The sequence below is a fragment of the Sphingomonas montanisoli genome (genome assembly GCF_008274695.1).
Lineage (GTDB): Bacteria > Pseudomonadota > Alphaproteobacteria > Sphingomonadales > Sphingomonadaceae > Rhizorhabdus > Rhizorhabdus montanisoli.
In genome coordinates, this window is sequence record NZ_VTOU01000002.1 from 154,442 (window position 1) to 174,926 (window position 20,485).

Consider the following 20,485-nt stretch of genomic DNA (forward strand, 5'->3'; position numbering starts at 1 on the left):
CACGCACCCCCCTGCAACTATATTACGGCCACCCAATTGTTATCGGGTGTTAATTGCAAAAGTCGTCCCTGTCATCCCGGTTATAAGTAACCGGAAAAGAAGCGACCAATCGACACGTAGATTCCCGGTCCCGCCCCTGTTCGCGGAAACGACCGGAACTCCATTGCGCCATGGCACGCATCGGCAAAACGCACATTTGCACTAAGGATACGCAATATGTCGTCGCAGGGTTGCGCCCGCCTCCTCTAAAAAGAGGAGAGGCTGCATAAAGGTTAGGTTCCGTTAACCATCTTTTAGCCGATGCGCGTCCAGAAGCCTTGTCCGTCTGACGGAAAAGGATTTCGACCCCCATGAGCCCGGCCGAACAGCATAGTGACGTCGCCATCATCGGCGCGGGGCCGGCAGGTCTCACCGCCGGCTATCTGCTGGGTAAGCACGGTTTTTCGGTGACTTTGGTCGAAAAGGATGCCGAACAGGTGGGCGGGATCAGCCGCACCGTCGAACATGCCGGCTTCCGATTCGACATTGGCGGGCATCGTTTCTTTTCCAAGTCCCGCGAGGTGGTCGATCTGTGGGACGAGCTGTTGCCGAACGATTTCATCGAGCGTCCGCGCATGAGCCGCATCTATTATCGGGGCAAATTCTACGATTATCCGCTGCGCGCCTTCGATGCGCTGAGGAAGCTCGGGCTGATCGAATCGAGCCTGTGCATGCTCTCCTTCTTCCGTGCCAAGCTGTTTCCCAACAAGGACGTGCGGTCGTTCGACAAATGGGTGATCAACCAGTTCGGCGAGCGGCTGTTCGGCATCTTCTTCAAGACCTACACCGAAAAAGTCTGGGGCATGCCGTGCGAGGACATGTCGGCCGACTGGGCGGCGCAGCGGATCAAGGGGCTGTCGCTGGGCAAGGCGGTGTTCGACGGGATCAAGCGCTCGCTGGGCCTCAACCGGCGCCCCAATGACGGGATGCAGGCCAAGACCCTGCTCGAAAGCTTCCGCTATCCACGCAAGGGCCCCGGCATGATGTGGGACGCCGCGCGCGATCGCATCCTCGAACATGGCAACCGATTCCTGATGGGCCATGCGCTGCACCAGGCGAGCTGGGACGAGGCGGCGGGCCACTGGCGCATCACGATCAAGGCCGGGGGCGGCAAGACCCGTGTCATCACCGCAGACCATCTGATCAGCTCGGCGCCGGTGCGCGAACTCGTCGCGCGGCTCCATCCGATGCCCAAATCGATGCCGAACGCGATGGCGCTCAACTATCGCGACTTCCTGACCGTCGCGCTGATGATCCGATCGGAGGACCTGTTCCCCGACAACTGGATCTACATCCACGAAGACAAGGTGAAGGTCGGCCGCATCCAGAACTTCCGCAGCTGGTCGCCCGAAATGGTGCCCGACGAGGCGCTGGCCTGCGTCGGCCTCGAATATTTCTGCTTCGAAGGCGACGGGCTGTGGAGCTCGACCGACGAGGGGCTGATCGCGCTGGCGACCGCCGAACTCGCGCGGCTGGGCCTGTGCGATCCGCGCGACGTGGTCGGCGGCGCGGTGGTGCGTCAGGAAAAGGCCTATCCGGTCTATGACGATCATTATGCCGGCCACGTCGCGGCGATCCGCGCGGAGCTGGAAGCGCGTTATCCCACGCTGCAGATGGTCGGCCGCAACGGCATGCACCGGTACAACAATCAGGATCATGCGATGATGACCGCGATGCTCGCGGTGCGGAACATCGTCGAAGGCCGTCGCCGCCACGATCTGTGGGCGGTGAACGAGGATGCCGAATATCACGAGGCGGGTTCGGAGGGCGACGATGCCGGCGTCGCCGCCGCTTTGCGCTCCGAACGGCTGGTCCCGCGGCGGTTGAAGAAGGCCGCCTGAGCCTTTCCGTGACCGATCTCCGAACCGGTGAGAATAGACGAATGGCGTGGGGAGAAGGCGCAATCGCCCTCCTTGCCCCATGGGGGATCGCGGTCGCGGTGACGATGGTCCTCGCCTGGCCGCATATCGTGCTGCTGCGGATGTGGGATCCCGACGATTATATGCGGTTGATGGAAGTCCGCGACTGGATCGGCGGGCAGAGCTGGTTCGACGTCACGCAATACCGGCTCGATCCGCCGCGCGGCTTCGCGATGCATTGGTCGCGGATCGTCGACCTGCCGATCGCCGCGCTGACCCTGCTGTTCCGGCCGCTGCTGGGCGATGTCCTGGCCGAGCGCGTGGCCTTAAGCGTCGTGCCGCTGGCGATCCTGCTCGGAATCATGGCGGCGGTGATGGTCGCGGCGCGGCGCGTGGGCGGGCGACCGGCCGCGCTGGCAGCGCCTCTGCTCGTCGCCTGTTGCCCGCCGATCCTGTTCCAGACGATGCCGATGCGGATCGACCATCATGGCTGGCAGACGATGATGGCGATGGCGACCGTCGCCGCCTTGATCGACACGCGCGCGCTGCGCGGCGGCCTGCTCGCCGGGCTGGCGGCCGCGATCTGGCTGTCGGTTTCGATGGAGGGCGTGCCGATGGTCGCAGTCCTCTTCGGCCTCGTCATCCTGCGCTTCATCATCGGCCGCGACGATGCCGGCCATGCGGCGCGGCTTCAGGGTTTTGCCGCCGCCTTCGCAGGTGGGGCGGCGATCTGGTTTCTCGTCGCGCATCGCCTGTCGGCATGGGGCCACACCGAATGCGACGCGATGGGGCCGGCCTGGCTTGCGCTGATCGGGGGCGGCGCGCTGGGCGCGATCGTGGCGGCGCGAGGCTTTGCCGGACCATCGCGCCTGCTTCGCGCCGTACCGATCATGTTGGGCACGGCGGCGGGGCTGACCGCATTCCTCTCCGTAGCACCTTTGTGCGCGGCGGGGCCGTTCGGCGCGCTCGATCCGGTGACGCGCGGTTTCTGGTATGAACATGTCCTCGAAGGGCTGCCGATCTGGCACCAGTCGGCCGACATGCAGGGGATGATCCTCGCCTTCCCGATGATCGGCCTGGGGGGACTGGCGCTTGGTTGGCGCAAGGCGGATGGCAGCGATGGCCGGCGACAGTGGGCGACCTTGCTGCTGATCGCGGGCGCGGCCTTCGTGCTCTCGCTGCTCGTCCAGCGCACATCGGCCGTCGCACACGGCTTTGCGCTGCCGGGGGCGGCGTGGTTGCTCGCGCGCGCGCTCGATAGTGTGCGGCGCTGGCCGCGGATGCCGACGCGCGTGATCGGATCGAGCGCCGCGATTCTCGCCGCCTCGCCGCTGACCGCGGCCGGGATCGGTGGCGCGCTGATCGGCGCGATGGCGCCCGCGCCGGTGGGGCAGGGCGATGCGATCGCTTATACCTGCGCCAAGGGGTGCGATCGCTGGAGCGCGCTCGATGCTCTGCCTGCGACCTACATGCTGTCGTCGCTCGATGTCGCGCCGTCGCTGCTGGTCCACACGCATCATCGCTTTCCGGCGTCGGGCTATCATCGCAACGCCGGCCCGTTGCGTCGCACGATCACCGCCTTCACCGGCAACATCGATGCGACCCGCCGGATGATGGCAGCCCGGGGCATGACCCATGTGCTGATCGATCCCGAAGCCGAAGAGGCGCAGGTCTATATCAAGGCCGCGCCGCACGGGCTGATGGCGCGCCTGATCGCGGGGCATCCGCCGGCCTGGTTGCAACCGGTCGCCCTGCCGGGAAGCCCCTTCCGTCTGTGGCGGAAGGTGGCGTAACCGCACCGCCTCCCCTTGCGGGCGGCCGCGTGCCGAAATAAGGGCGCGTGATGTTCCGTTCCGCGCCGCATGCGACGCCCCCCAAGGGCTGGTGGACCAGCCCCTGGTACATCGCGGCGCTGTCGCTTGCCTGCCTGATCCCGATGATCCGGCCGCAGATCATTCCGCTGACCGACCTGCTGGGCCATATGGCGCGCTATGCGGTGGAGACCGCACCGCCCGAATCGCCTTTGCTGTCGCGCTTCTACGGCTTCAACTGGGCGCTGATGGGCAATCTTGGCGTCGATCTGCTCATCATCCCCATGTCGAAGATCTTCGGGATCGAGCTGGGCGTGAAGCTGATCGTCATGAGCGTTCCGCCGCTGACGTTGCTCGGTTTCCTGCTGGTCGCGCGCGAAGTTCACGGGCGGCTGCCCGCCACCGCCGCACTGGTCGCGCCCTTCGCGTTCAGCTGGCCGTTCCAGTGGGGCTTCATCAACTACGTCTTCGCGATGGCGCTGACGCTCAATGCGTTCGCCTTGTGGCTGTGGATGGCGCGTACCGGGCGCTTGCGGCTGCGCGCGATCCTGTTCGTGCCGATCGGCGCCGTCATCTGGCTGGCGCACGGTTTCGCCTGGGGCGTGCTCGGCCTGCTCGCCTTCGCGGCCGAGATCATCCGCGTGCGCGATACGGGCAAGTCGGTACTCCAGTCGCTGTGGTGGGGGGCCCTCCACTGCCTTCCGCTCGCGCCGCCGCTCCTCCTGATGGTCGCATGGCGATCGGGCGCGGTGACAGGGGAGACGACCGACTGGTTCAACTGGGTCGCCAAATACGTCTATCTGGTCTCGTCGCTGCGCAACCACTGGATGGCGCTCGACATGTATAATGTCGCCGTGCTGCTGGTGCTGATCGCGTTCGCGACGATCGGCCTCGGCTTCCGCATGCGCCGCGTGCTGGGTGTGGCGATGATCGTGCTGGCGATCGCCTATGTGCTGATGCCGCGCATCGTGATCGGATCGGCCTATGCCGACATGCGACTCGCGCCTTATCTGATCGCGATCGGGGTGATCGCGATCGTGCCGCGCTATACCGACCGACGCGCGCTGGCCGCCACCGCGCTGATCGCGCTCGCGCTGTTCGGCTACCGACTCTATTTGTCGACCGTGCGCTTCGATGCCTTCGCGACCCGCTATGAGGATCAGCTGAAGGCGCTCGATCATGTGAAGCAGGGTTCGCGGATCTTCGTGCTGATCGACCTGCCATGCCTGAGCCAGTGGGAGGCACCACGGCTCGAACATCTCGGGGCGATCGCGGTGGTTCGCAAGGAAGCCTTCGTCAACGGGCTGTGGACGATGCCGGGGGCGCAACTACTCAGCATCCGCTATGCGCCGGCCAAGGGTTATTCGGAGGATCCGACCCAGGTGATGCGGCCCAAGCGGTGTCGTTCACGCACGACGCGCAGCATCGAAAGCTCGATCGCGCTCTTCCCGCACGCCGCCTTCGATTATCTGTGGCTGATCAACACCGCCCCCGAACATTGGCCGAAGGACGATCCGAGCCTGAAGCAGATCTGGAACGGCGGCGAGCGGGGCGCGCTTTACGAGATCGAAGGCTCGGCGATCATGGCGATGGAAACGCCGAACGGCACGCGCGCCTTCGCCACCCAGTGACGCTCGACCCCGAAGATTGCCGTCAAGGCCGCATTGACCGGCGCTGACGGCATCTTGTCGTCATTGCCCTCGCGCCCCAGCAATTTGCCCACCCCCCGCACCGCGACGATCAGCGGGAAGAGCAAAGTGTTGAAATGGCTGGTGTGGCGGGGTGTCAGGCCCGCCTCGGCAAAGACGCGGGTGAGATGTTCCTCGGTATAACGGCGCTGGTGGTGGTGTTCGGCGTCGTGCGCGCTCCACAGCCAGGGCGTGCCGGGAACGGTGACGAGGATGCGGCCGCCGGGTGCCAGCTTGGTGCGCAGAGCGGCGAGCGCGGGCACGTCCTCGGGGATATGCTCCAGCACGTCGAACAGCACGATCAGATCGTAATGGCCTTCTTCCAGCGGTACGCCGTGGGGCAGGTAGCCGCCCATGATCGCCAGGCCGCTGCGTTCGGTGGCGAGCGCGCGGGCGCCGTCGTCGGGCTCGATCGCGTCGACGCTGCCATAACGTTGCAGCAGTGCGAGGTTCGATCCGGTGCCGCAGCCGACCTCCAGGATCCGCATCGGTCCCGCCTTGGGGCGGAAGCGATCGATCAGTGCCGCGATGATCTTTCGACGCGCGACGAACCACCAGTGGTCGGCATCGATCTCGGCCATGCGATCATAGACGGCGCGATCCAACTCACTCTTCTCCTTCAACCGCACCGATGCGCTGGCGCACCACATAGATCGGGCGATGCTTGGTTTCGACCAGGATGCGGCCGACATATTCGCCCAATATCCCCAGCGACAGCAACTGCATGCCCCCCAGGAACAGGGTCGCGACCATCATCGACGCATAGCCCGGCGTGTCGACGCCGTAGATCATCACCCGCACCAGCAGATAGAGCGCGTAGATCAACGCGAACAACGCCACGCCCGCGCCCAGATAAGACCAGACCCTGAGCGGCAGCGTCGAGGCCGAGGTGATGCCGTCGATCGCGAGTGTCCACAGCTTCCAATAGTTGAACTTGGTGGTGCCCACCGCGCGTTCGGCCCGGTCATATTCGACCGCGGTCTGGCGGAAGCCCGACCAGGCGAACAGCCCCTTCATGAAGCGGTTGCGCTCGGGCATCTGTTTGATGACTTCGACGACGCGGCGATCGAGCAGGCGGAAGTCGCCGGCATGTTCGGGGATCTTGTCCGCCGACAGCCAGTTATGCGCGCGATAATAGAGATCGGCGGTCAAACGCTTGGGAAAGCTGTCGGTCATCCGGTTGCGGCGGACGCCATAGACGACCTCATAACCCTCGCGCCATTTGTCGATCATGTCGCCCAACACCTCGGGCGGATCCTGCATGTCGACGTCGATCGGAACGACGGTGCGTCCGCGCACGGTATCGAGCCCCGCCGACAGTGCCGCTTCCTTGCCGAAATTACGCGACAGCGAGATGCCGACGATGCGGGCGTCGGCCATATTGGCGGCGATGATCGCGGCGAGGGTCGCGTCGGTCGATCCGTCGTCGACGAACAGGATTTCCCAGCCGACGGCGGCCCCATCGGGATCGCACAGTCGGTCGAGCACGGCGGTGACGCGCGTGACGAAGGGGCCGATCGCGTCCTCTTCGTTCTTCACCGGGACGATCAGGCTGATGAGAGGCGCGCTCATCCGAACACCCAGACGCGATTGAGCCAGAAGACGAGCAAAGGGGTCACGAACAACGCGAAAGGATACGGGGCCCAGATCGGCAGTTTGAAGTGCTGGACGAGCATATAAACCCAGACGCTGTTGAGCGCGAAGCTGACCAGCGAGACGATGAAGAAGCGCGACGTCTGCCGCCAGACATTGTCGCGACGGCCATGGCCACGGAAGCTCCAGCGCGAATGGATGATGTAGCCGGTGGTCGCCGCTGCCAGAAATCCGATCGTCCAGGCCAGGTTGGGATCGAGATGCGCAAGCTTAACCCCGGCGTGATACACGCCGATGTTGACGAGGCTCGCTATCCCTCCGCTGATCCCATAACGGACGAGCTGACCCAGGAGTACGAGGCGTTCGGCTGAAAGGAGGCCTGCGCTGCGCATGTGGTTCGCGCTCTTCCACAAAAGCGGGCGCGCCTCAAGCGGCCGGTGCATTCTCAATCCTCCCCCTCCGTCAGCTGCGCTGACACCTCCCCTTGGCGGGGGAGGAGAGTGGAAGCGCTTCTCATCCAACGGCATGCGCTCTACGCTCGCACGCATCACAAGGTTAGGGGCATCGGTGGAAGATCGGATCATCGCGTTCGTCGAGCGGCATTGGCGGCGGACATTCTGGCTGATGTTCGCGGGTACGATCATCTACATGCTCATCTACAAATGGGCGTCGATCCGCGTCCTGGGCCTGGGCGACACCGACGACAATATGCGGCTGGCGCAGGTGCAGGCGTGGCTGAACGGGCAAGGCTGGTTCGATCTGCGCCAGCACAAGCTCGATCCACCGGCGGGGGCGAGCATCCACTGGACCCGGATCGTCGATCTGCCGATCGCGGTGCTGCTGTTCCTGTCGCGGCAGGTGACCGACAACTTCACCTCGCTACGCTTCGCGACCACGGTGGCGCCGATGCTCGCCTTCGGGGCGACCCTGTGGGCGCTGATCCTGGCGAGCCGCCGGCTGATCGCGCCGCTTGCCTACCCGCTCGCCTTCGCGATGCTGCTGTGCGCGCAGACCGCGATGTTCATGTGGTTCCCGCTGCGCGTCGATCATCATGGCTGGCAGCTGGCGATGCTGATGCTCGCGCTCGCCGGCCTCGCCGATCCGGTCGGCAAGCGTGGCGGCGTGACCGTCGCGACGGCGACCGTCGTATCGCTGGGCATCGGCCTCGAACTTCTGCCGTCGATGGCGATGGCGGGGGCGGCGACGGTGTTGCGCTGGATCTGGGACCGCGCCGAGGCCGATCGGATGCGCGGCTATGCGGTCGTGCTGGCGGGCGGTTCGGCGATCATCTTCGCGGGCTTCGCGTCCTACGACAATCGCCTGCCCGTCTGCGACGCCTTCTCGCCCGTCTATCTCACCGCGATGCTGCTGGCCGGCGCTTTGCTGTTCGCCCTCTCCTACGCGCGCGTCGAAAGCCGCGTGCTGCGTCTGGCGCTTGCGGGCGTCGCGGCGGGCGCGGTGGCGGGCGTCTATGCAGGCGCCTTCCCGCAATGCCTGGGCCGCCCCGAACATCTCTCGCCCGAACTCGAAAAGCTGTGGTTCAGCCATGTGCGCGAGGTGCGCCCGCTCCACACCAAGGCGTGGCGCGACGCGGTCAACATCGCAGCACTCCCGGTCTTCGGCGCGCTGGGCGCGATCTTCGCGTGGTGGCGCGCGCGCGGGCAGGCGAGTGCTCCCGCCTGGGCGACGATCGCCTTGCTCAGCGTCTTTTCGACCGCATGCATGTTCTGGCAGTCGCGCTATGGCCCGCAGGCGCAGATGCTGGGCGTGTTCGGCGCGACCGCGCTCGCGTGGCCGGTGATGAGCCGGCTGCTCAATGCGAAGACCAGCGTCGTGCGCGTGCTGGGGCCGACGGCGGCGTTCCTCGCGGTCTCCGGCCTCGGCGTCGAATATGTCACGACGCACTGGCCGAAATCGGAGAAGGCGGCGAAGAAGAAGGTTGTGGACCGCAGCGTGCGTTGCCCGCGCATCGCGTACTTACGCGAACTCGGCGCGTTCAAGCCGACGGTGATCCTGACCCATGTCGATTTTGGCCCGCGCCTGATCGCGATGACCGGGCACAGCGCGATCGCCGGCCCCTATCACCGCAACAGCCAGGCGATCCTCGACGTCCACCACGCCTTCCGCGACGCATCGCCCAAAGTCGCGCACGACGTGATGAAGCGGCACAAGGCGACGATGCTGCTCGTCTGCCCCGGCATGGCGGAAACGACGCTCTACGACAAAGGCGGCTTCTATCGTCAGCTGATGAAGGATCAGGTACCGACCTGGCTCGAACGCGTCGAACTTCCGGCCAACTCGCCCTACCGGCTGTGGAAGCTTGTGGGGTGAAAAATCCTCCCCCGGAGGGGGAGGGGGACCGCGAAGCGGTGGAGGGGTAGCAAGAGGCTTGGCGCATCGCTGCCGGCCAATACCCCTCCGTCAGTCCTTCGGACTGCCACCTCCCCCTCCGGGGGAGGATCTGGGGCTAAGCCAGATTGAACGCCTTCGTGATCCCATCGATCACGAACTGCACCGCCAGAGCCGCCAGCAGCACGCCCAGAATGCGCGTGATCATCGCCTCCAGCTTCGGCCCCAGCACGCGCATGATCGCGCCCGCGGCCAGAAGTGCTGCCAGCATCAGCGCCAGCACCGCCAGCAGCGCCACGATCACCACCACCGACTGTTCGACGCCATTGCTGCGCGACACGAGCAGCATCGTCGTCGCGATCGATCCCGGCCCCGCAATCATCGGGATCGCCATCGGGAAGACCGAGACGTCCTCGATCTCGCGCTGCTCCTCGGCCGCCTTCTTGCTGATCTCCTCCGCACGACCTTCGCGCCGTTCGGTACGCTTTTCGAACACCATTTCGAGCGCGATCAGGAACAGCATCACGCCGCCCGCAATGCGGAAGGCATCCAGGCTGATGCCCAAAGTCGACAGCAATTTCTCGCCGATCAGCGCGAACAGCAGCAGCACCACGCCCGCGATCACGGTCGCGCGGATCGCCATCGCGCGCCGCTGCCGATCGCTGGCGCCGGGGGTGAGGCTGGCGAAGATCGGCGCGCAGCCGGGCGGATCGATGACCACGAACAATGTCACGAAGGCGGAGAGGAACAGCGCGATCACCGGTCAGATCGCTTTTTCATCATAGGGGACGTCCGCAAGCCGATGCGCGGCGACCAAGGTGTTGCGCAGCAGGACCGCGATCGTCATCGGGCCGACGCCCCCCGGAACCGGCGTGATCGCGCCAGCGACTTCCACAGCTTCGGCAAAATCGACATCGCCGACCAGCTTCGTCTTGCCCGGCTCCGCACCTGGAACGCGATTGATGCCGACGTCGATCACGGTCGCGCCGGGCTTGATCCAGTCGGCCTTGACCATTTCCGGCCGGCCCACTGCCGCCACGACGATGTCGGCGCGGCGCACGACTTCGGGCAGATGGGCGGTGCGGCTGTGCGCGACGGTGACGGTGCAGTTTTCAGCGAGGAGCAGTTGCGCCATCGGCTTGCCGACGATGTTCGATCGGCCGATGACGACGGCATCCTTGCCCGAAAGATCGCCCAGCCGATCCTTGAGTAGCATCACGCAGCCCAGCGGGGTGCAGGGGACGTAACCGTGCATGCCCGTCGACAGGCGGCCGACATTGACGACGTGGAAACCATCGACATCCTTGTCGGGATCGATCGTGGCCAGCACCGCGCTCTCGTCGATCTGCTTGGGTAGAGGCAGCTGGACGAGGATGCCGTCCACCGCCGGATCGGCGTTGAGCTGCTCGACCAGCGCGGTCAGCGCGTCCTGCGTCGTATCGGCGGGCAGGCGGTGCTCGAAGCTTTCCATGCCGGCCTCGACCGTCGTCTTGTGCTTGTTGCGCACATAGACCTGGCTCGCCGGATCCTCCCCGACCAGCACGACCGCAAGGCCCGGCGCACGGCCTGCCTTCTCGCGGAAGGCCGGCACCATCGCCGCCACCTTCGCGCGCAGATTTGCCGCGAACGCCTTGCCGTCGATGATGTCCGCCGTCATTCCAAACCCCTGATGAGTGCATCTATGGCGGCGCCCAATGCGGTCGCGTCGCCCCTGACATGCAGCCTCTTTAGCCGCGCCGTGGCCCCCGCCGCCAGCGTCACGTCACTTCTGCGGATGCCGAGTGTCTTTGCGACCAGCGCGACCAGCGCTGCATTGGCCGCCCCGTCGCTGGGCGCGGCGGCCAGCCGGACCGATAGCCAGCACCGCCCGTCGGCGTCGACAGCGGCCCGCTCGATCGCATCGCGCCCGCCGCGAGGACGCGCCCGGACAGCGAGGATCAGGCCGTCATCCGTGGCGGTCCAGACGGTCAGATCAGCGGCGACCCGCTCTGAACGCCGCGCAGAACGCGCTCTATGATCTGGATCAGGATCAGGACCACCAGCGGCGACAGATCGAGCGCCCCGAAATCGGGCAGGATCTTGCGGACCGGCTTGTAGAGCGGCTCGGTGATCCGATCGAGCGCGTAGAGAAACTGGCGGACGAAATCATTGTAGGTGTTGATGACGTTGAACGCCACCAGCCAGGACAGGATCGCCTGGATGATGATGATCATCGTCAGGATGCCGAGCAGATAGATGATGATGTCGATGATCATGTGCGGGAAACCTCTGCGGCTGACGTAGCCGATCCATACGGTGCGACGCAAACCGGCGCGAAGCCGGTGTCGTTCCGTAGCCGATTTAGGTTGCCGCCGGTCGCGCGCAAGGGTGCGTCAGGCCGTTGCCTCCGCCTGACGGCGCGCGGCGGCATCTTCGCCGACTGCCCGGTTGATCATGCCGCGCACCATCAGGTCCAGCCGCTCGACCATCAAGGCGGCAAGGCTTTCGTCGAGTCCGGGCTGGCCGCCGATCGCGCGGGTCATCGCGTCGATCCACTGGCCGGCGGTTGCGGGATCGATCGCGAGGCTGCGGTGGAGCGACATAACGCAGCTGCCGCCCGGCCGATCCTCGCGAAACCAGTCGCGCGGGCCGCCGCACCATCCGGTGAGGAAACGCGCCAGCGAGCGGCGCACCGGGCCGAGATCGGCGGCGTGCATCGCGCGAAGTTCGGCATAGGCCGGATCATGTTCGACCAGATCGTAGAAGCGATCGATGATCGCCTCGATCACCGTCGCCCCGCCCAGCGCCTGATAGGGCGTCGCAAAAGACGCGGCGGTGGCGGGGCCCGACGGTGTCGAGGCGATGGGCGAAGCGGGCTCCGAACGATCCTGCACTGGCACGCCGTGTGTGACGGAAACGTCGGTCATGCGCCTGATCCTTCCAAGCCCGCTTCTGGGACGGACTTTGGGGCAGGCACGGCCGATTCGCTTTGACAGGGATCAAACCCGATAATCCTCCCCCTGGAAGGGGATGATGGAGGTCAGCTCAGGAAGCGGCCCAGATCGGCGACGTCAATCATTACTTCGCGGCGGCCGACATGATCGGGGGTGGAGATGATGTCGTCCTTCTCCATCCGCTCGATCAGCCGCGCCGCACTGTTGTAGCCGATGCGCAACTGGCGCTGGAGCCAGCTGGTCGATGCCTTACGATTCTCGACGACGAGCTGGATCGCCTTGCGATAGGTCGCGGTCTCGGGATCGTCGGCCGCTGGCGCGCCTTCGAGCGCGAAGCCGCCATCCTCGGGCTCCTCGGTGACCGCGCTGATATAATCGGGCGTGCCCTGCATCTTCCAATGCTCGGCGATCGCGCGGACCTCTTCATCGCTGACGAAGGGGCCGTGGACGCGGGCAATCTGCTTGCCGCCCGGCATGTAGAGCATGTCGCCCTTGCCCAGCAGCTGCTCGGCGCCCTGCTCGCCCAGGATGGTGCGGCTGTCGATCTTCGACGTGACCTGGAAGCTGATCCGCGTCGGCAGGTTCGCCTTGATCACGCCGGTGATGACGTCGACCGAGGGGCGCTGCGTCGCCATGATCAGGTGGATGCCTGCCGCCCGCGCCTTCTGCGCGAGCCGCTGGATGAGGAATTCCACCTCCTTGCCCGCGGTCATCATCAGATCGGCCAGCTCGTCGACGATCACGACGATCTGGGGCAACGGATCGTAATCGAGCTTTTCTTCCTCGTAGATCGGTCGACCGCTTTCGGCGTCGTAACCGGTCTGCACCTTGCGGCCGAGCGGCTGGCCCTTGGCCTTGGCGGCGCGGACCTTGTCGTTGAAGCTGGCGAGCCCGCGCACGCCGACCGACGCCATCATGCGATAGCGGTCCTCCATCTGCTCGACCGCCCATTTGAGCGCGCGCACCGCCTTTTGCGGTTCGGTCACGACGGGCGACAGCAGGTGGGGGATGTCGTCGTAGATGCTGAGTTCGAGCATCTTGGGATCGATCATGATCATGCGGCACTGATCGGGTGTCAGCCGGTAGAGCAGCGACAGGATCATGCAGTTGAGACCGACCGACTTGCCCGATCCGGTGGTGCCGGCGACGAGCAGATGGGGCATGGGCGCGAGATCGGCGATCACCGGTTCGCCGCCGATATTCTTGCCGAGCACGAGCGCGAGGCCGGCGACATCCTCGAACGCGTCCGACGCGATCAGTTCGGAAAGGACCACGCCCTCACGCTTCTGGTTGGGCAGTTCGATGCCGATCACGGTGCGGCCGGGGATCACGGCGATGCGCGCCGACATGGCGGACATGTTGCGCGCGATATCGTCCGCCAGCGCGATCACGCGGCTCGCCTTGATGCCGCTCGCCGGTTCCAGTTCGTACATGGTGACGACGGGGCCGGGGCGGATCTCGACGATGCGGCCCTTGACGTTGAAATCGTCGAGCACGCTTTCGAGCAGGCGGGCGTTGCGTTCCAGCGCGGCCTTGTCGATCGACTTGCCGTTGCTGGGCGGCGGCGGCGCGAGCAGGTCGAGCCCCGGCAGCTTGTAGGTGTCACCCAGCGGCAGCGCGCTCTGCCGGTCGCGCGCCTGCGCCTTGGCGGAGGGCGCGGGCGCCTTCTTGCGGTCGGCGATGACGGGGGGCGGGGCGGGCGCCTCATCCTCGTCGATCGGCGCGTGGCGCGGGGGGCGTGCGGGAACGGGCATGCGTTCCAGCGCCTCGATATCGTCGTCTTCGAACAGGTCGTCGTCGGCAAGATCCTCATCGATCCGCGCACGCCGCGCATAGGCACCACGCCGCAGCAGCCAGTCACGCTCGTCAGCGAGCAGGCCGAGACCCCAGATCCACAGCGACAGGCCCAGCACGGCGAACAAGGCGGCGATGCTGAGGCGCACGGCATTCTGCGCCATCGGGTCACCGATCTGGTCGACCCCCAGCATCACCAGCGCACCGCCCGAAAAGCCCAGCACGCCGCCCAGGCCCGCCGGCAGACCCGCGACCGAGCCGCCCCGGAACAGGGCGAGGCCAATGCCGGTGGCGATGCCGGCGGCGAGCGCGATCGACAACGACCGGCCCCAGCGACCGACCGGCGCACCGCGCCACAGTCGCATGCCCCAGACGAGCCCGAGCGGCAGCGTCAGTGCAATCGGCGGGCCGACGAGGGTGAGCGCGAGATCGGCGATCCAGGCGCCTGGATAACCCAGCACATTGGCAGGCGGGCCGCCCGCGGCAGTGTTCAGCGCCGGATCGGTGACGTGGTAGCTGATCAGCGCGAAGCCGAGCGCGATCGTGCCCGTGATCAGCGCGATCGCCGCGAGGATCGCCCCCGCGCGTGCGCCGAAACCCTTCAGCGTCCCGCCGGGTTTGAATGCCTGATCCGCTGCTGTCGCCATGGTCCCGCCTTCGGGGCCTGTGCCCCAAATGTTCCGGGCGCCAGAATGCGCATAGCCGGGAGTCGCGGTCAAGCCGCGTGCGGCAGATGCAGGCTTTGCGCTATCCTGCGTGCATTTTCGGCGGGGGGTGTGGCCGTCGTGTCGACGGTGACGGCGGAGGGCGGCATCGCGGTTTCGCAGGCCTCGAACTGGTCGCGCAGCGCCCGCAACAGATCGAGCGAGCGGAGCTTGCCGAACTCGGCGCGGCTCGCGGTGTCGATGCGGCGTTCCTGCTCGTCGCGGGTGATGGTCAGCGCGACGAAGTCGATCCGCCCGCCCACCGCCTCGACCAGTGCGCGGACGCGGTCGGGAAAATCGGCTGCGACACTGGGTTCGGGCGCGAAGGTGAAGATGAGGTTACGGTCCTCCGCGATCGCGGCGGCGAAACTCTCCATCCAGAAGGCTTCGCGCAGCCGGACGAAGTTTGGGGTGCCGAAGGCGAAAAGCGCGCCCACCGCATCGACGATCAGATGGTTGTGGAACAGCGCATAGCCGCTGATCGCCGCCAGCTCGCGCGCGATCGTCAGCTTGCCCGATGCGGCGGGGCCGTGGAGGAAGATCAGGTGCATGGCCTCCACCCTGCCGTTCGTGTCGAGCGAAGTCGAGACACATGGCCAGGCGTTTTGCGGACGTGTCTCGACTTCGCTCGACACGAACGGGGGTTCTTTTTACGGAGGGGTGATGGAACGGCATGACGTCATCATCCTCGGCGGCGGACTGGTCGGGCTGACGCTCGGCATCGCGCTGGCGCGGCACGGAGTTGCAGTGGCGGTGGTCGATCCCGCAGATCCGGCGGCGACGCTGGCGGCCGGGTTCGACGGGCGCGCATCGGCGGTGGCGAGCGCGCCGTGGCGGATGCTGCAGGCGATCGGGGTCGCCGATCGCCTGGTGGGCAAGGGCTGCCCGATCGACACGATCCGCGTGCAGGATGGGCTGAGCCCCGAAGCGCTGATGTTCGAGCCCGATGCCGCCGACGGCGCGCTGGGCTATATGTTCGAAAATCGCGACATCCGCCGGGCGCTTTACGAAACCGCGCTGGGCGTCGATGGCCTCACCCTGTTCATGCAGCGTCGTCCGGTGAATACCGAGCGCGACCTCGACGGGGTGCGGGTGACGCTCGACGACGGGCGCGTGCTGGCGGGTTCGCTGCTGATCGGGGCCGAGGGGCGCAAGTCGCCGACGCGCGAGGCGGCGGGGATCACGATCGCGCGATGGAGCTACAACCATGTCGCGATGATCGCGTCGCTCGCGCACGAAAAGCCGCATGACAATGTCGCGTGGGAAATCTTCTATGCGAGCGGCCCGTTCGCCTTGCTGCCGCTGGTCGACGACGAACAGGGGCGGCATCGCACCGCGCTTGTCTGGACGGTGTCCGAAAAGGATGCGCCGGCGATGCTCGGCCTGCCCGATCGCGCCTATCTGGCCGAGGCGGACAAGCGCATGGGCGGGATCTTCGGCAAGACCGAGCTGATCTCGCCGCGATCAGCCTATCCGCTGGGGTTCCACCACGCGGCGCGGATCACCGACACGCGACTCGCCTTGGTCGGCGATGCGGCGCACGGCATTCATCCGATTGCCGGGCAGGGCGTGAACCTGGGCTATCGCGATGTCGCGGCGTTGACCGAGGTGCTGGTCGAAGGGATGCGGCTGGGCCTCGATCCGGGCGATGCGCAATTGCTCGCGCGCTATCAGCGCTGGCGCAGCCTCGACAGCTTCATGGTCGCGGCGTCGACCGACGGGCTGACCCGCCTGTTCGGCGTGCCGGGCCGCGCGGCGCGCACGGTGCGGCGGATCGGCCTGGGCGCGGTGCAGCGGATCGCTCCGCTCAAGGCGCGCTTCATGGCCGAGGCACGCGGGGAGACGGGCACGCTGCCGCGCCTGCTGCAGGGCGCCGACATCTGATGAGCGAGCCCTATGTCCCCGTTCCCGCGAAGCTGAGCGCGACCGTTCTGATCGTCCGCGACGATCCGTTCGAAGTGCTGATGGTGCGGCGGCGCAAGGGCAATGTGTTCAACAATGCCCTGGTCTTTCCGGGCGGGCTTGCCGATCCGGAGGATCGCGACGCAGCGTGGTTGCCGCTCGTTAGCGGCGCCGAGGGGCTCGACGAGCAGGAGCGCGCACTGCGGATCGCGGCCTTGCGCGAGACCTACGAGGAAACCGGGCTGCTGATCGTAGGCGAGCAGCTGGGGCCGTGCGGGCCCGATCTGTCGTTCGAGGATGCGGTGCGCGCGAGCGGGGGCAGGCTCGCGCTCGATCGCGTCGTCCGCTTCGCGCATTGGGTGACGCCCGAGCGCGGGCTCAAGCGGTTCGACACACATTTCTTCATCGTCCGCGCCCCCGATGGGCAGGATGCCGCATGCGACGGGCGTGAGGCGGTGGCGATCGAATGGCTGCCGGTGGCCGATGCGGTGGCGCGTGCCGAGGCCGACCTGTCGTTCATGCTGCCGACCCGGCTCAACCTGCGCCTGCTCAGCTACAGCGTCGATGCCGACGCTGCGATCGCGGCGGCCGAGGCGCGCCCGCATGTGCGCGTGATGCCCACGATCGAGGATCGCGAGGACGGCATGTATTCGATCGTGCCCGAGGAAGCGGGCTACGGCGTGACCGCGGTTTTCCTGCGCGAAGTCGGTGTGCCGATCCACGGCTCCGACCCGGCGGGGCGGGGGCCGCAGCCCCAACAATAATCCTCACCCGCCAGGGGGAGGTGGCGCCGAAGGCGACGGAGGGGGAGGTTACGACTCCACCCGAGTTTGCCGCCGTCCTCCCCCTCCGTCAGCTAGCGCTGACACCTCCCCCTAGCGGGGGAGGATTGTTCAGGGCCGCACCTGTCCCGAACCGCGCACCAGCCATTTGTAGGTGGTGAGCCCTTCGAGCGCGACGGGGCCGCGCGCGTGGAGGCGTCCGGTCGAGATACCGATCTCGGCGCCCAGCCCGAACTCGCCGCCATCGGCGAACTGGGTCGAGGCATTGTGCATCACGATCGCCGAATCGACTTCGGCGAGGAAGCGGTCGGCGGTCGCCTGATCCTCGGTGATGATCGCATCGGTGTGGTGGCTGCTGTGGGCGGCGATGTGCGCGAGCGCGGCATCGACGCCGTCGACGATCGCGACCGACACGATCGAATCGAGATATTCGGTATCCCAATCGGCGGCGTCGGCGGTCATCACCAAAGGATTGATCGCTCTGGCGGCCGCATCGCCGCGCACTTCGCAGCCGGCCTTGATAAGCGCATCGATGATCGGGCGGGGGTTTTGATAGGAACGGTCTATCAGCAGCGTCTCCGTCGCCCCGCACACACCCGTCCGCCGCATCTTGGCATTGACGACGAGCGGCAGTGCCTTGGCCGGATCGGCGGCGCGATCGACATAGAGGTGCACGATACCGTCGAGGTGGGCGAGCACGGGCACGCGCGCTTCGGCCTGTACGCGCGCGACGAGGCTTTTGCCCCCGCGCGGCACGATGATGTCGATCAGCCCTTCGGCCGTCAGCATCGCGCCGACGGCGGCGCGATCGGTGGTGGGGACGAGCTGGATCGCGTCGGCGGAAAGCCCCGCCGCCGTCACGCCCGCGACCAGCGCCGCGTGGATCGCGCGGTTGCTCGCCGCCGCCTCGGATCCACCACGCAGGATGCAGGCATTGCCCGACATCAGCGACAGCGCGCCGGCATCGGCGGTCACGTTCGGGCGGCTTTCGTAGATGATGCCGATCACGCCCAGCGGCACGCGCACGCGCTGCAGGACAAGGCCGTTGGGCCGTTCGGCCCGATCGATGATCCGGCCGACGGGATCGTCGAGACCGGCGACGGCCTCCAGCCCGGCGGCCATACCCTCGATCCGATCGGGATTGAGCGTCAGCCGGTCGATCATCGCGCTCGACAGGCCGTTGGTCTGGGCCTGGGCGACATCGGTGGCGTTGGCGGCCAGGATCGCCGGCGCGGCGTCGCGGATCGCGGCGGCGGCCTTGCGCAGCGCTTCGGCCTTGGCGGCGGTTGGCGTGCGGGCGAGCAATCCACTGGCGATGCGGGCGCGGGCGCCCATATCGGCGATCAGGTCAGCGGCGTCGATGGGCCGGGCGATGGTAGCTGCTTCGGACATGACGGCGCCTGTAACATGCGCTTACGGGTGGCCCAACCCCACTTAGGGCTTGGGCAGCTGGCAGGCGGGCAGCGTCTTGAGCTTGGCGATGTCGGTGCAGGCGCGAACCTGGGCGGTGCCGTCGGGGCCGATGAACACGCCATAGTCGCCGCCCTTGGTGCAGCGCGCCGACCACATGGTAAGGTTCTTCCAGCGGCCCTGCAGCTTGACCATCGTCACCTGCTGACACGCCGCCTCGTTGTCGAGGATGGCGCGACGAATCACCGCGCGCTTGCGGATCTCGGGCAGCTTGGCGAGCTGTGCGCTGTAGCCGTCGACCAGCACGGCCTGCGCTGGATTGGCGAAAGATGTGGCAGCGAGCGCTGCGAGGAGCGGGGCGATCTTCATGAGGCTACCCTAGACACAAAAGAGCCGCGACGCACGGGGCGCCGCGGCTCATGCTCGAGAGAGCGGTTAAGCTATAGCGATTCGCTGATCTTCCGGCCCGCGAACAACGCGAGCAGCGCGAAGATGATGAACAGAGCGACCGCGACGAAGAACAGGATTTTGGCCAGCCCGACGAACGCGCCGCCAATTCCGCCGAAGCCGAGGGCGCCGAGCACCAGCCCGACGACGAGAAAGATAAGGGCCCATTTCAGCATCGTGCGTCTCCCGAAATACTTGTCGGGATTCCAAACGACGCGAGTGGATTACGGTTCCGTGGGTGTCAGCTTTCGCCGGGTGCCCGCGCCTTGATCGATAGCGCGTGGACCCGCTCCTTCATCAGATCGCCGAGCGCGGCGTTGACCGCGCGCTGGCGGGCGACGCGGTTCTGGCCGGCGAAGCTTTCGGCGACGATCTCGACGGTGAAGTGGCTTTCGCCGCGCGCGTCGTGGCCGGCATGGCCGCGATGATGATCGCTGTCGTCGATCACGTTCAGATGCGACGGGGCGAGCGCTTGCGTAAGGCGGCGCGTGATTTCGGTGGCGACGGGGCCGGTGGGATTCTGGGTCATTCGACCTATATAGGCCGTTTCCGCGAAGAGAGGCGAGATTGGACGACGAAGGGGTGAAGCGCCGGGCGGGGCCGCGCTTCCATGGACGAATCGAGGGGACGAGCCGCCTGTGCGCGCAGCCGGGTTGCGAGCAGCCCGGTGAGTTTCGCGCGCCCGCGATCGGCGGCGCACGGGCGAGTTTCGATGGGCCGGGCGAATATCGCTTCCTGTGCCTCGATCACGTCCGCGCCTTCAACTCGGGCTACAATTTCTTCGCGGGAATGAGCCCCGACGAAATCGAGACGCAGCAGACCCCCTATGCCGGCTGGGAGCGCGAGACTCGGGCTTTTTCACCACGTCGCGGAGACGTGCCGCGCTGGGCCGATTTCGTCGATCCGCTCGACGCGATCGGCGCGAAATTCGCCCGCGCCGCCGAGCGCGAACGCAAGGACGGACGCGAGCTGAGCGAGGGCGATCGCAAGGCGCTGAAGGTGCTGGGGCTCGACAAGGATGCCGATCGCCGCGCGCTGCGAACACGCTACGCCGAACTGGTTCGCCGCTTCCATCCGGATCGGAATGGCGGCGATCGCAGTCATGAGAAAGCTTTGCAGGACGTGATTTCCGCTTATACGCAGTTGAAAGCCCGTCCCGCCTTCGCATGAGCAG

Annotated in this window: 21 protein-coding genes; 7 read left to right on the top strand and 14 right to left on the bottom strand. The window is 66.6% G+C overall.

The window, feature by feature from the left end:
* Positions 1-350: 350 nt before the first annotated feature.
* Genes FYJ91_RS06420 through FYJ91_RS06430 form a run of 3 tightly spaced genes read left to right on the top strand, consistent with a single transcriptional unit; the run spans position 351 to position 5,340 of the window.
* Entirely contained in the window at positions 351-1,880 is a 1,530-nt protein-coding gene (locus tag FYJ91_RS06420; RefSeq protein ID WP_149521476.1) for an NAD(P)/FAD-dependent oxidoreductase, read from the top strand.
* A 41-nt stretch (positions 1,881-1,921) separates the two neighbouring features.
* Entirely contained in the window at positions 1,922-3,691 is a 1,770-nt protein-coding gene (locus FYJ91_RS06425; protein WP_149521477.1) for a hypothetical protein, read from the top strand.
* Positions 3,692-3,741: 50 nt separating this feature from the next.
* Positions 3,742-5,340, top strand: coding sequence for a hypothetical protein (locus FYJ91_RS06430; protein ID WP_149521478.1), 1,599 nt, complete (start codon positions 3,742-3,744; stop codon positions 5,338-5,340).
* Here the strand turns inward: FYJ91_RS06430 and FYJ91_RS06435 are convergent.
* Genes FYJ91_RS06435 through FYJ91_RS06445 form a run of 3 tightly spaced genes read right to left on the bottom strand, consistent with a single transcriptional unit; the run spans position 5,268 to position 7,433 of the window.
* On the bottom strand, positions 5,268-6,002 hold the full coding sequence (locus FYJ91_RS06435) for a class I SAM-dependent methyltransferase (protein WP_149521479.1): 735 nt from the start codon (positions 6,000-6,002) through the stop codon (positions 5,268-5,270). The genes FYJ91_RS06430 and FYJ91_RS06435 overlap by 73 nt on opposite strands.
* A 1-nt stretch (position 6,003) precedes the next feature.
* Positions 6,004-6,969, bottom strand: coding sequence for a glycosyltransferase family 2 protein (locus FYJ91_RS06440; RefSeq protein ID WP_149521480.1), 966 nt, complete (start codon positions 6,967-6,969; stop codon positions 6,004-6,006).
* Positions 6,966-7,433, bottom strand: coding sequence for a GtrA family protein (locus tag FYJ91_RS06445; RefSeq protein ID WP_246152495.1), 468 nt, complete (start codon positions 7,431-7,433; stop codon positions 6,966-6,968). Before FYJ91_RS06445 ends, FYJ91_RS06440 begins: the two co-directional genes overlap by 4 nt.
* 124 nt (positions 7,434-7,557) lie before the next feature.
* Between FYJ91_RS06445 and FYJ91_RS06450 the strand changes: the two genes are divergently transcribed.
* Positions 7,558-9,321 carry an AcrB/AcrD/AcrF family protein gene (locus FYJ91_RS06450; protein ID WP_246152497.1) on the top strand — a complete coding sequence of 588 codons (1,764 nt, stop codon included), beginning with the start codon at positions 7,558-7,560 and terminating at the stop codon, positions 9,319-9,321.
* 136 nt (positions 9,322-9,457) lie between these two features.
* Here the strand turns inward: FYJ91_RS06450 and FYJ91_RS06455 are convergent, their stop codons facing one another.
* The 7 genes from FYJ91_RS06455 to FYJ91_RS06485 all read right to left on the bottom strand — a co-directional run bounded on the left by FYJ91_RS06455 (position 9,458) and on the right by FYJ91_RS06485 (position 15,321).
* Positions 9,458-10,099, bottom strand: coding sequence for a MarC family protein (locus FYJ91_RS06455; RefSeq protein ID WP_149521482.1), 642 nt, complete (start codon positions 10,097-10,099; stop codon positions 9,458-9,460).
* A 3-nt stretch (positions 10,100-10,102) separates the two neighbouring features.
* A complete protein-coding gene (folD, locus tag FYJ91_RS06460; protein ID WP_149521483.1) occupies positions 10,103-10,996 on the bottom strand; it encodes a bifunctional methylenetetrahydrofolate dehydrogenase/methenyltetrahydrofolate cyclohydrolase FolD in 894 nt (297 codons plus the stop codon).
* Positions 10,993-11,310: a DUF167 family protein gene (locus FYJ91_RS06465; RefSeq protein ID WP_149522287.1), complete on the bottom strand. Its 318-nt coding sequence runs from the start codon at positions 11,308-11,310 to the stop codon at positions 10,993-10,995. Before FYJ91_RS06465 ends, folD begins: the two co-directional genes overlap by 4 nt.
* Entirely contained in the window at positions 11,307-11,594 is a 288-nt protein-coding gene (locus tag FYJ91_RS06470) for a YggT family protein (RefSeq protein ID WP_149521484.1), read from the bottom strand. The genes FYJ91_RS06465 and FYJ91_RS06470 overlap by 4 nt, the downstream gene beginning before the upstream one ends.
* A 117-nt stretch (positions 11,595-11,711) precedes the next feature.
* On the bottom strand, positions 11,712-12,245 hold the full coding sequence (locus FYJ91_RS06475; protein WP_149521485.1) for a group II truncated hemoglobin: 534 nt from the start codon (positions 12,243-12,245) through the stop codon (positions 11,712-11,714).
* Between the two features lie 113 nt (positions 12,246-12,358).
* Complete coding sequence (locus FYJ91_RS06480) at positions 12,359-14,713, bottom strand: FtsK/SpoIIIE family DNA translocase (protein ID WP_149521486.1); 2,355 nt, start codon at positions 14,711-14,713, stop codon at positions 12,359-12,361.
* A 68-nt stretch (positions 14,714-14,781) separates the two neighbouring features.
* Positions 14,782-15,321 (bottom strand): P-loop nucleotide/nucleoside kinase family protein, encoded by a 540-nt coding sequence (locus tag FYJ91_RS06485; RefSeq protein ID WP_149521487.1) that lies wholly within the window; start codon positions 15,319-15,321, stop codon positions 14,782-14,784.
* A gap of 112 nt (positions 15,322-15,433) precedes the next feature.
* Here FYJ91_RS06485 and FYJ91_RS06490 point away from each other — a divergent pair, with 112 nt between their 5' ends.
* Together FYJ91_RS06490 and FYJ91_RS06495 are read left to right on the top strand one after the other, a co-directional pair.
* On the top strand, positions 15,434-16,654 hold the full coding sequence (locus tag FYJ91_RS06490; protein WP_149522288.1) for a UbiH/UbiF/VisC/COQ6 family ubiquinone biosynthesis hydroxylase: 1,221 nt from the start codon (positions 15,434-15,436) through the stop codon (positions 16,652-16,654).
* Entirely contained in the window at positions 16,654-17,436 is a 783-nt protein-coding gene (locus tag FYJ91_RS06495; protein ID WP_149521488.1) for an NUDIX hydrolase, read from the top strand. The genes FYJ91_RS06490 and FYJ91_RS06495 overlap by 1 nt, the downstream gene beginning before the upstream one ends.
* Before the next feature lie 129 nt (positions 17,437-17,565).
* On the opposite strand, the gene FYJ91_RS06500 is transcribed toward FYJ91_RS06495, so the two are convergent.
* The 4 genes from FYJ91_RS06500 to FYJ91_RS06515 form a co-directional block, all read right to left on the bottom strand.
* Positions 17,566-18,846: a glutamate-5-semialdehyde dehydrogenase gene (locus tag FYJ91_RS06500; protein WP_149521489.1), complete on the bottom strand. Its 1,281-nt coding sequence runs from the start codon at positions 18,844-18,846 to the stop codon at positions 17,566-17,568.
* A 42-nt stretch (positions 18,847-18,888) separates the two neighbouring features.
* Positions 18,889-19,233, bottom strand: coding sequence for a hypothetical protein (locus FYJ91_RS06505; RefSeq protein ID WP_149521490.1), 345 nt, complete (start codon positions 19,231-19,233; stop codon positions 18,889-18,891).
* Between the two features lie 71 nt (positions 19,234-19,304).
* Complete coding sequence (locus tag FYJ91_RS06510; protein ID WP_149521491.1) at positions 19,305-19,487, bottom strand: DUF1328 domain-containing protein; 183 nt, start codon at positions 19,485-19,487, stop codon at positions 19,305-19,307.
* 65 nt (positions 19,488-19,552) lie between these two features.
* A complete protein-coding gene (locus FYJ91_RS06515; RefSeq protein ID WP_149521492.1) occupies positions 19,553-19,840 on the bottom strand; it encodes a BolA family protein in 288 nt (95 codons plus the stop codon).
* A 38-nt stretch (positions 19,841-19,878) separates the two neighbouring features.
* On the opposite strand from FYJ91_RS06515, the gene FYJ91_RS06520 reads away from it, so the two are divergent.
* Positions 19,879-20,481, top strand: a complete 603-nt coding sequence (locus FYJ91_RS06520) for a J domain-containing protein (protein WP_246152498.1) — start codon at positions 19,879-19,881, stop codon at positions 20,479-20,481.
* The last annotated feature ends 4 nt before the right edge of the window (positions 20,482-20,485 follow it).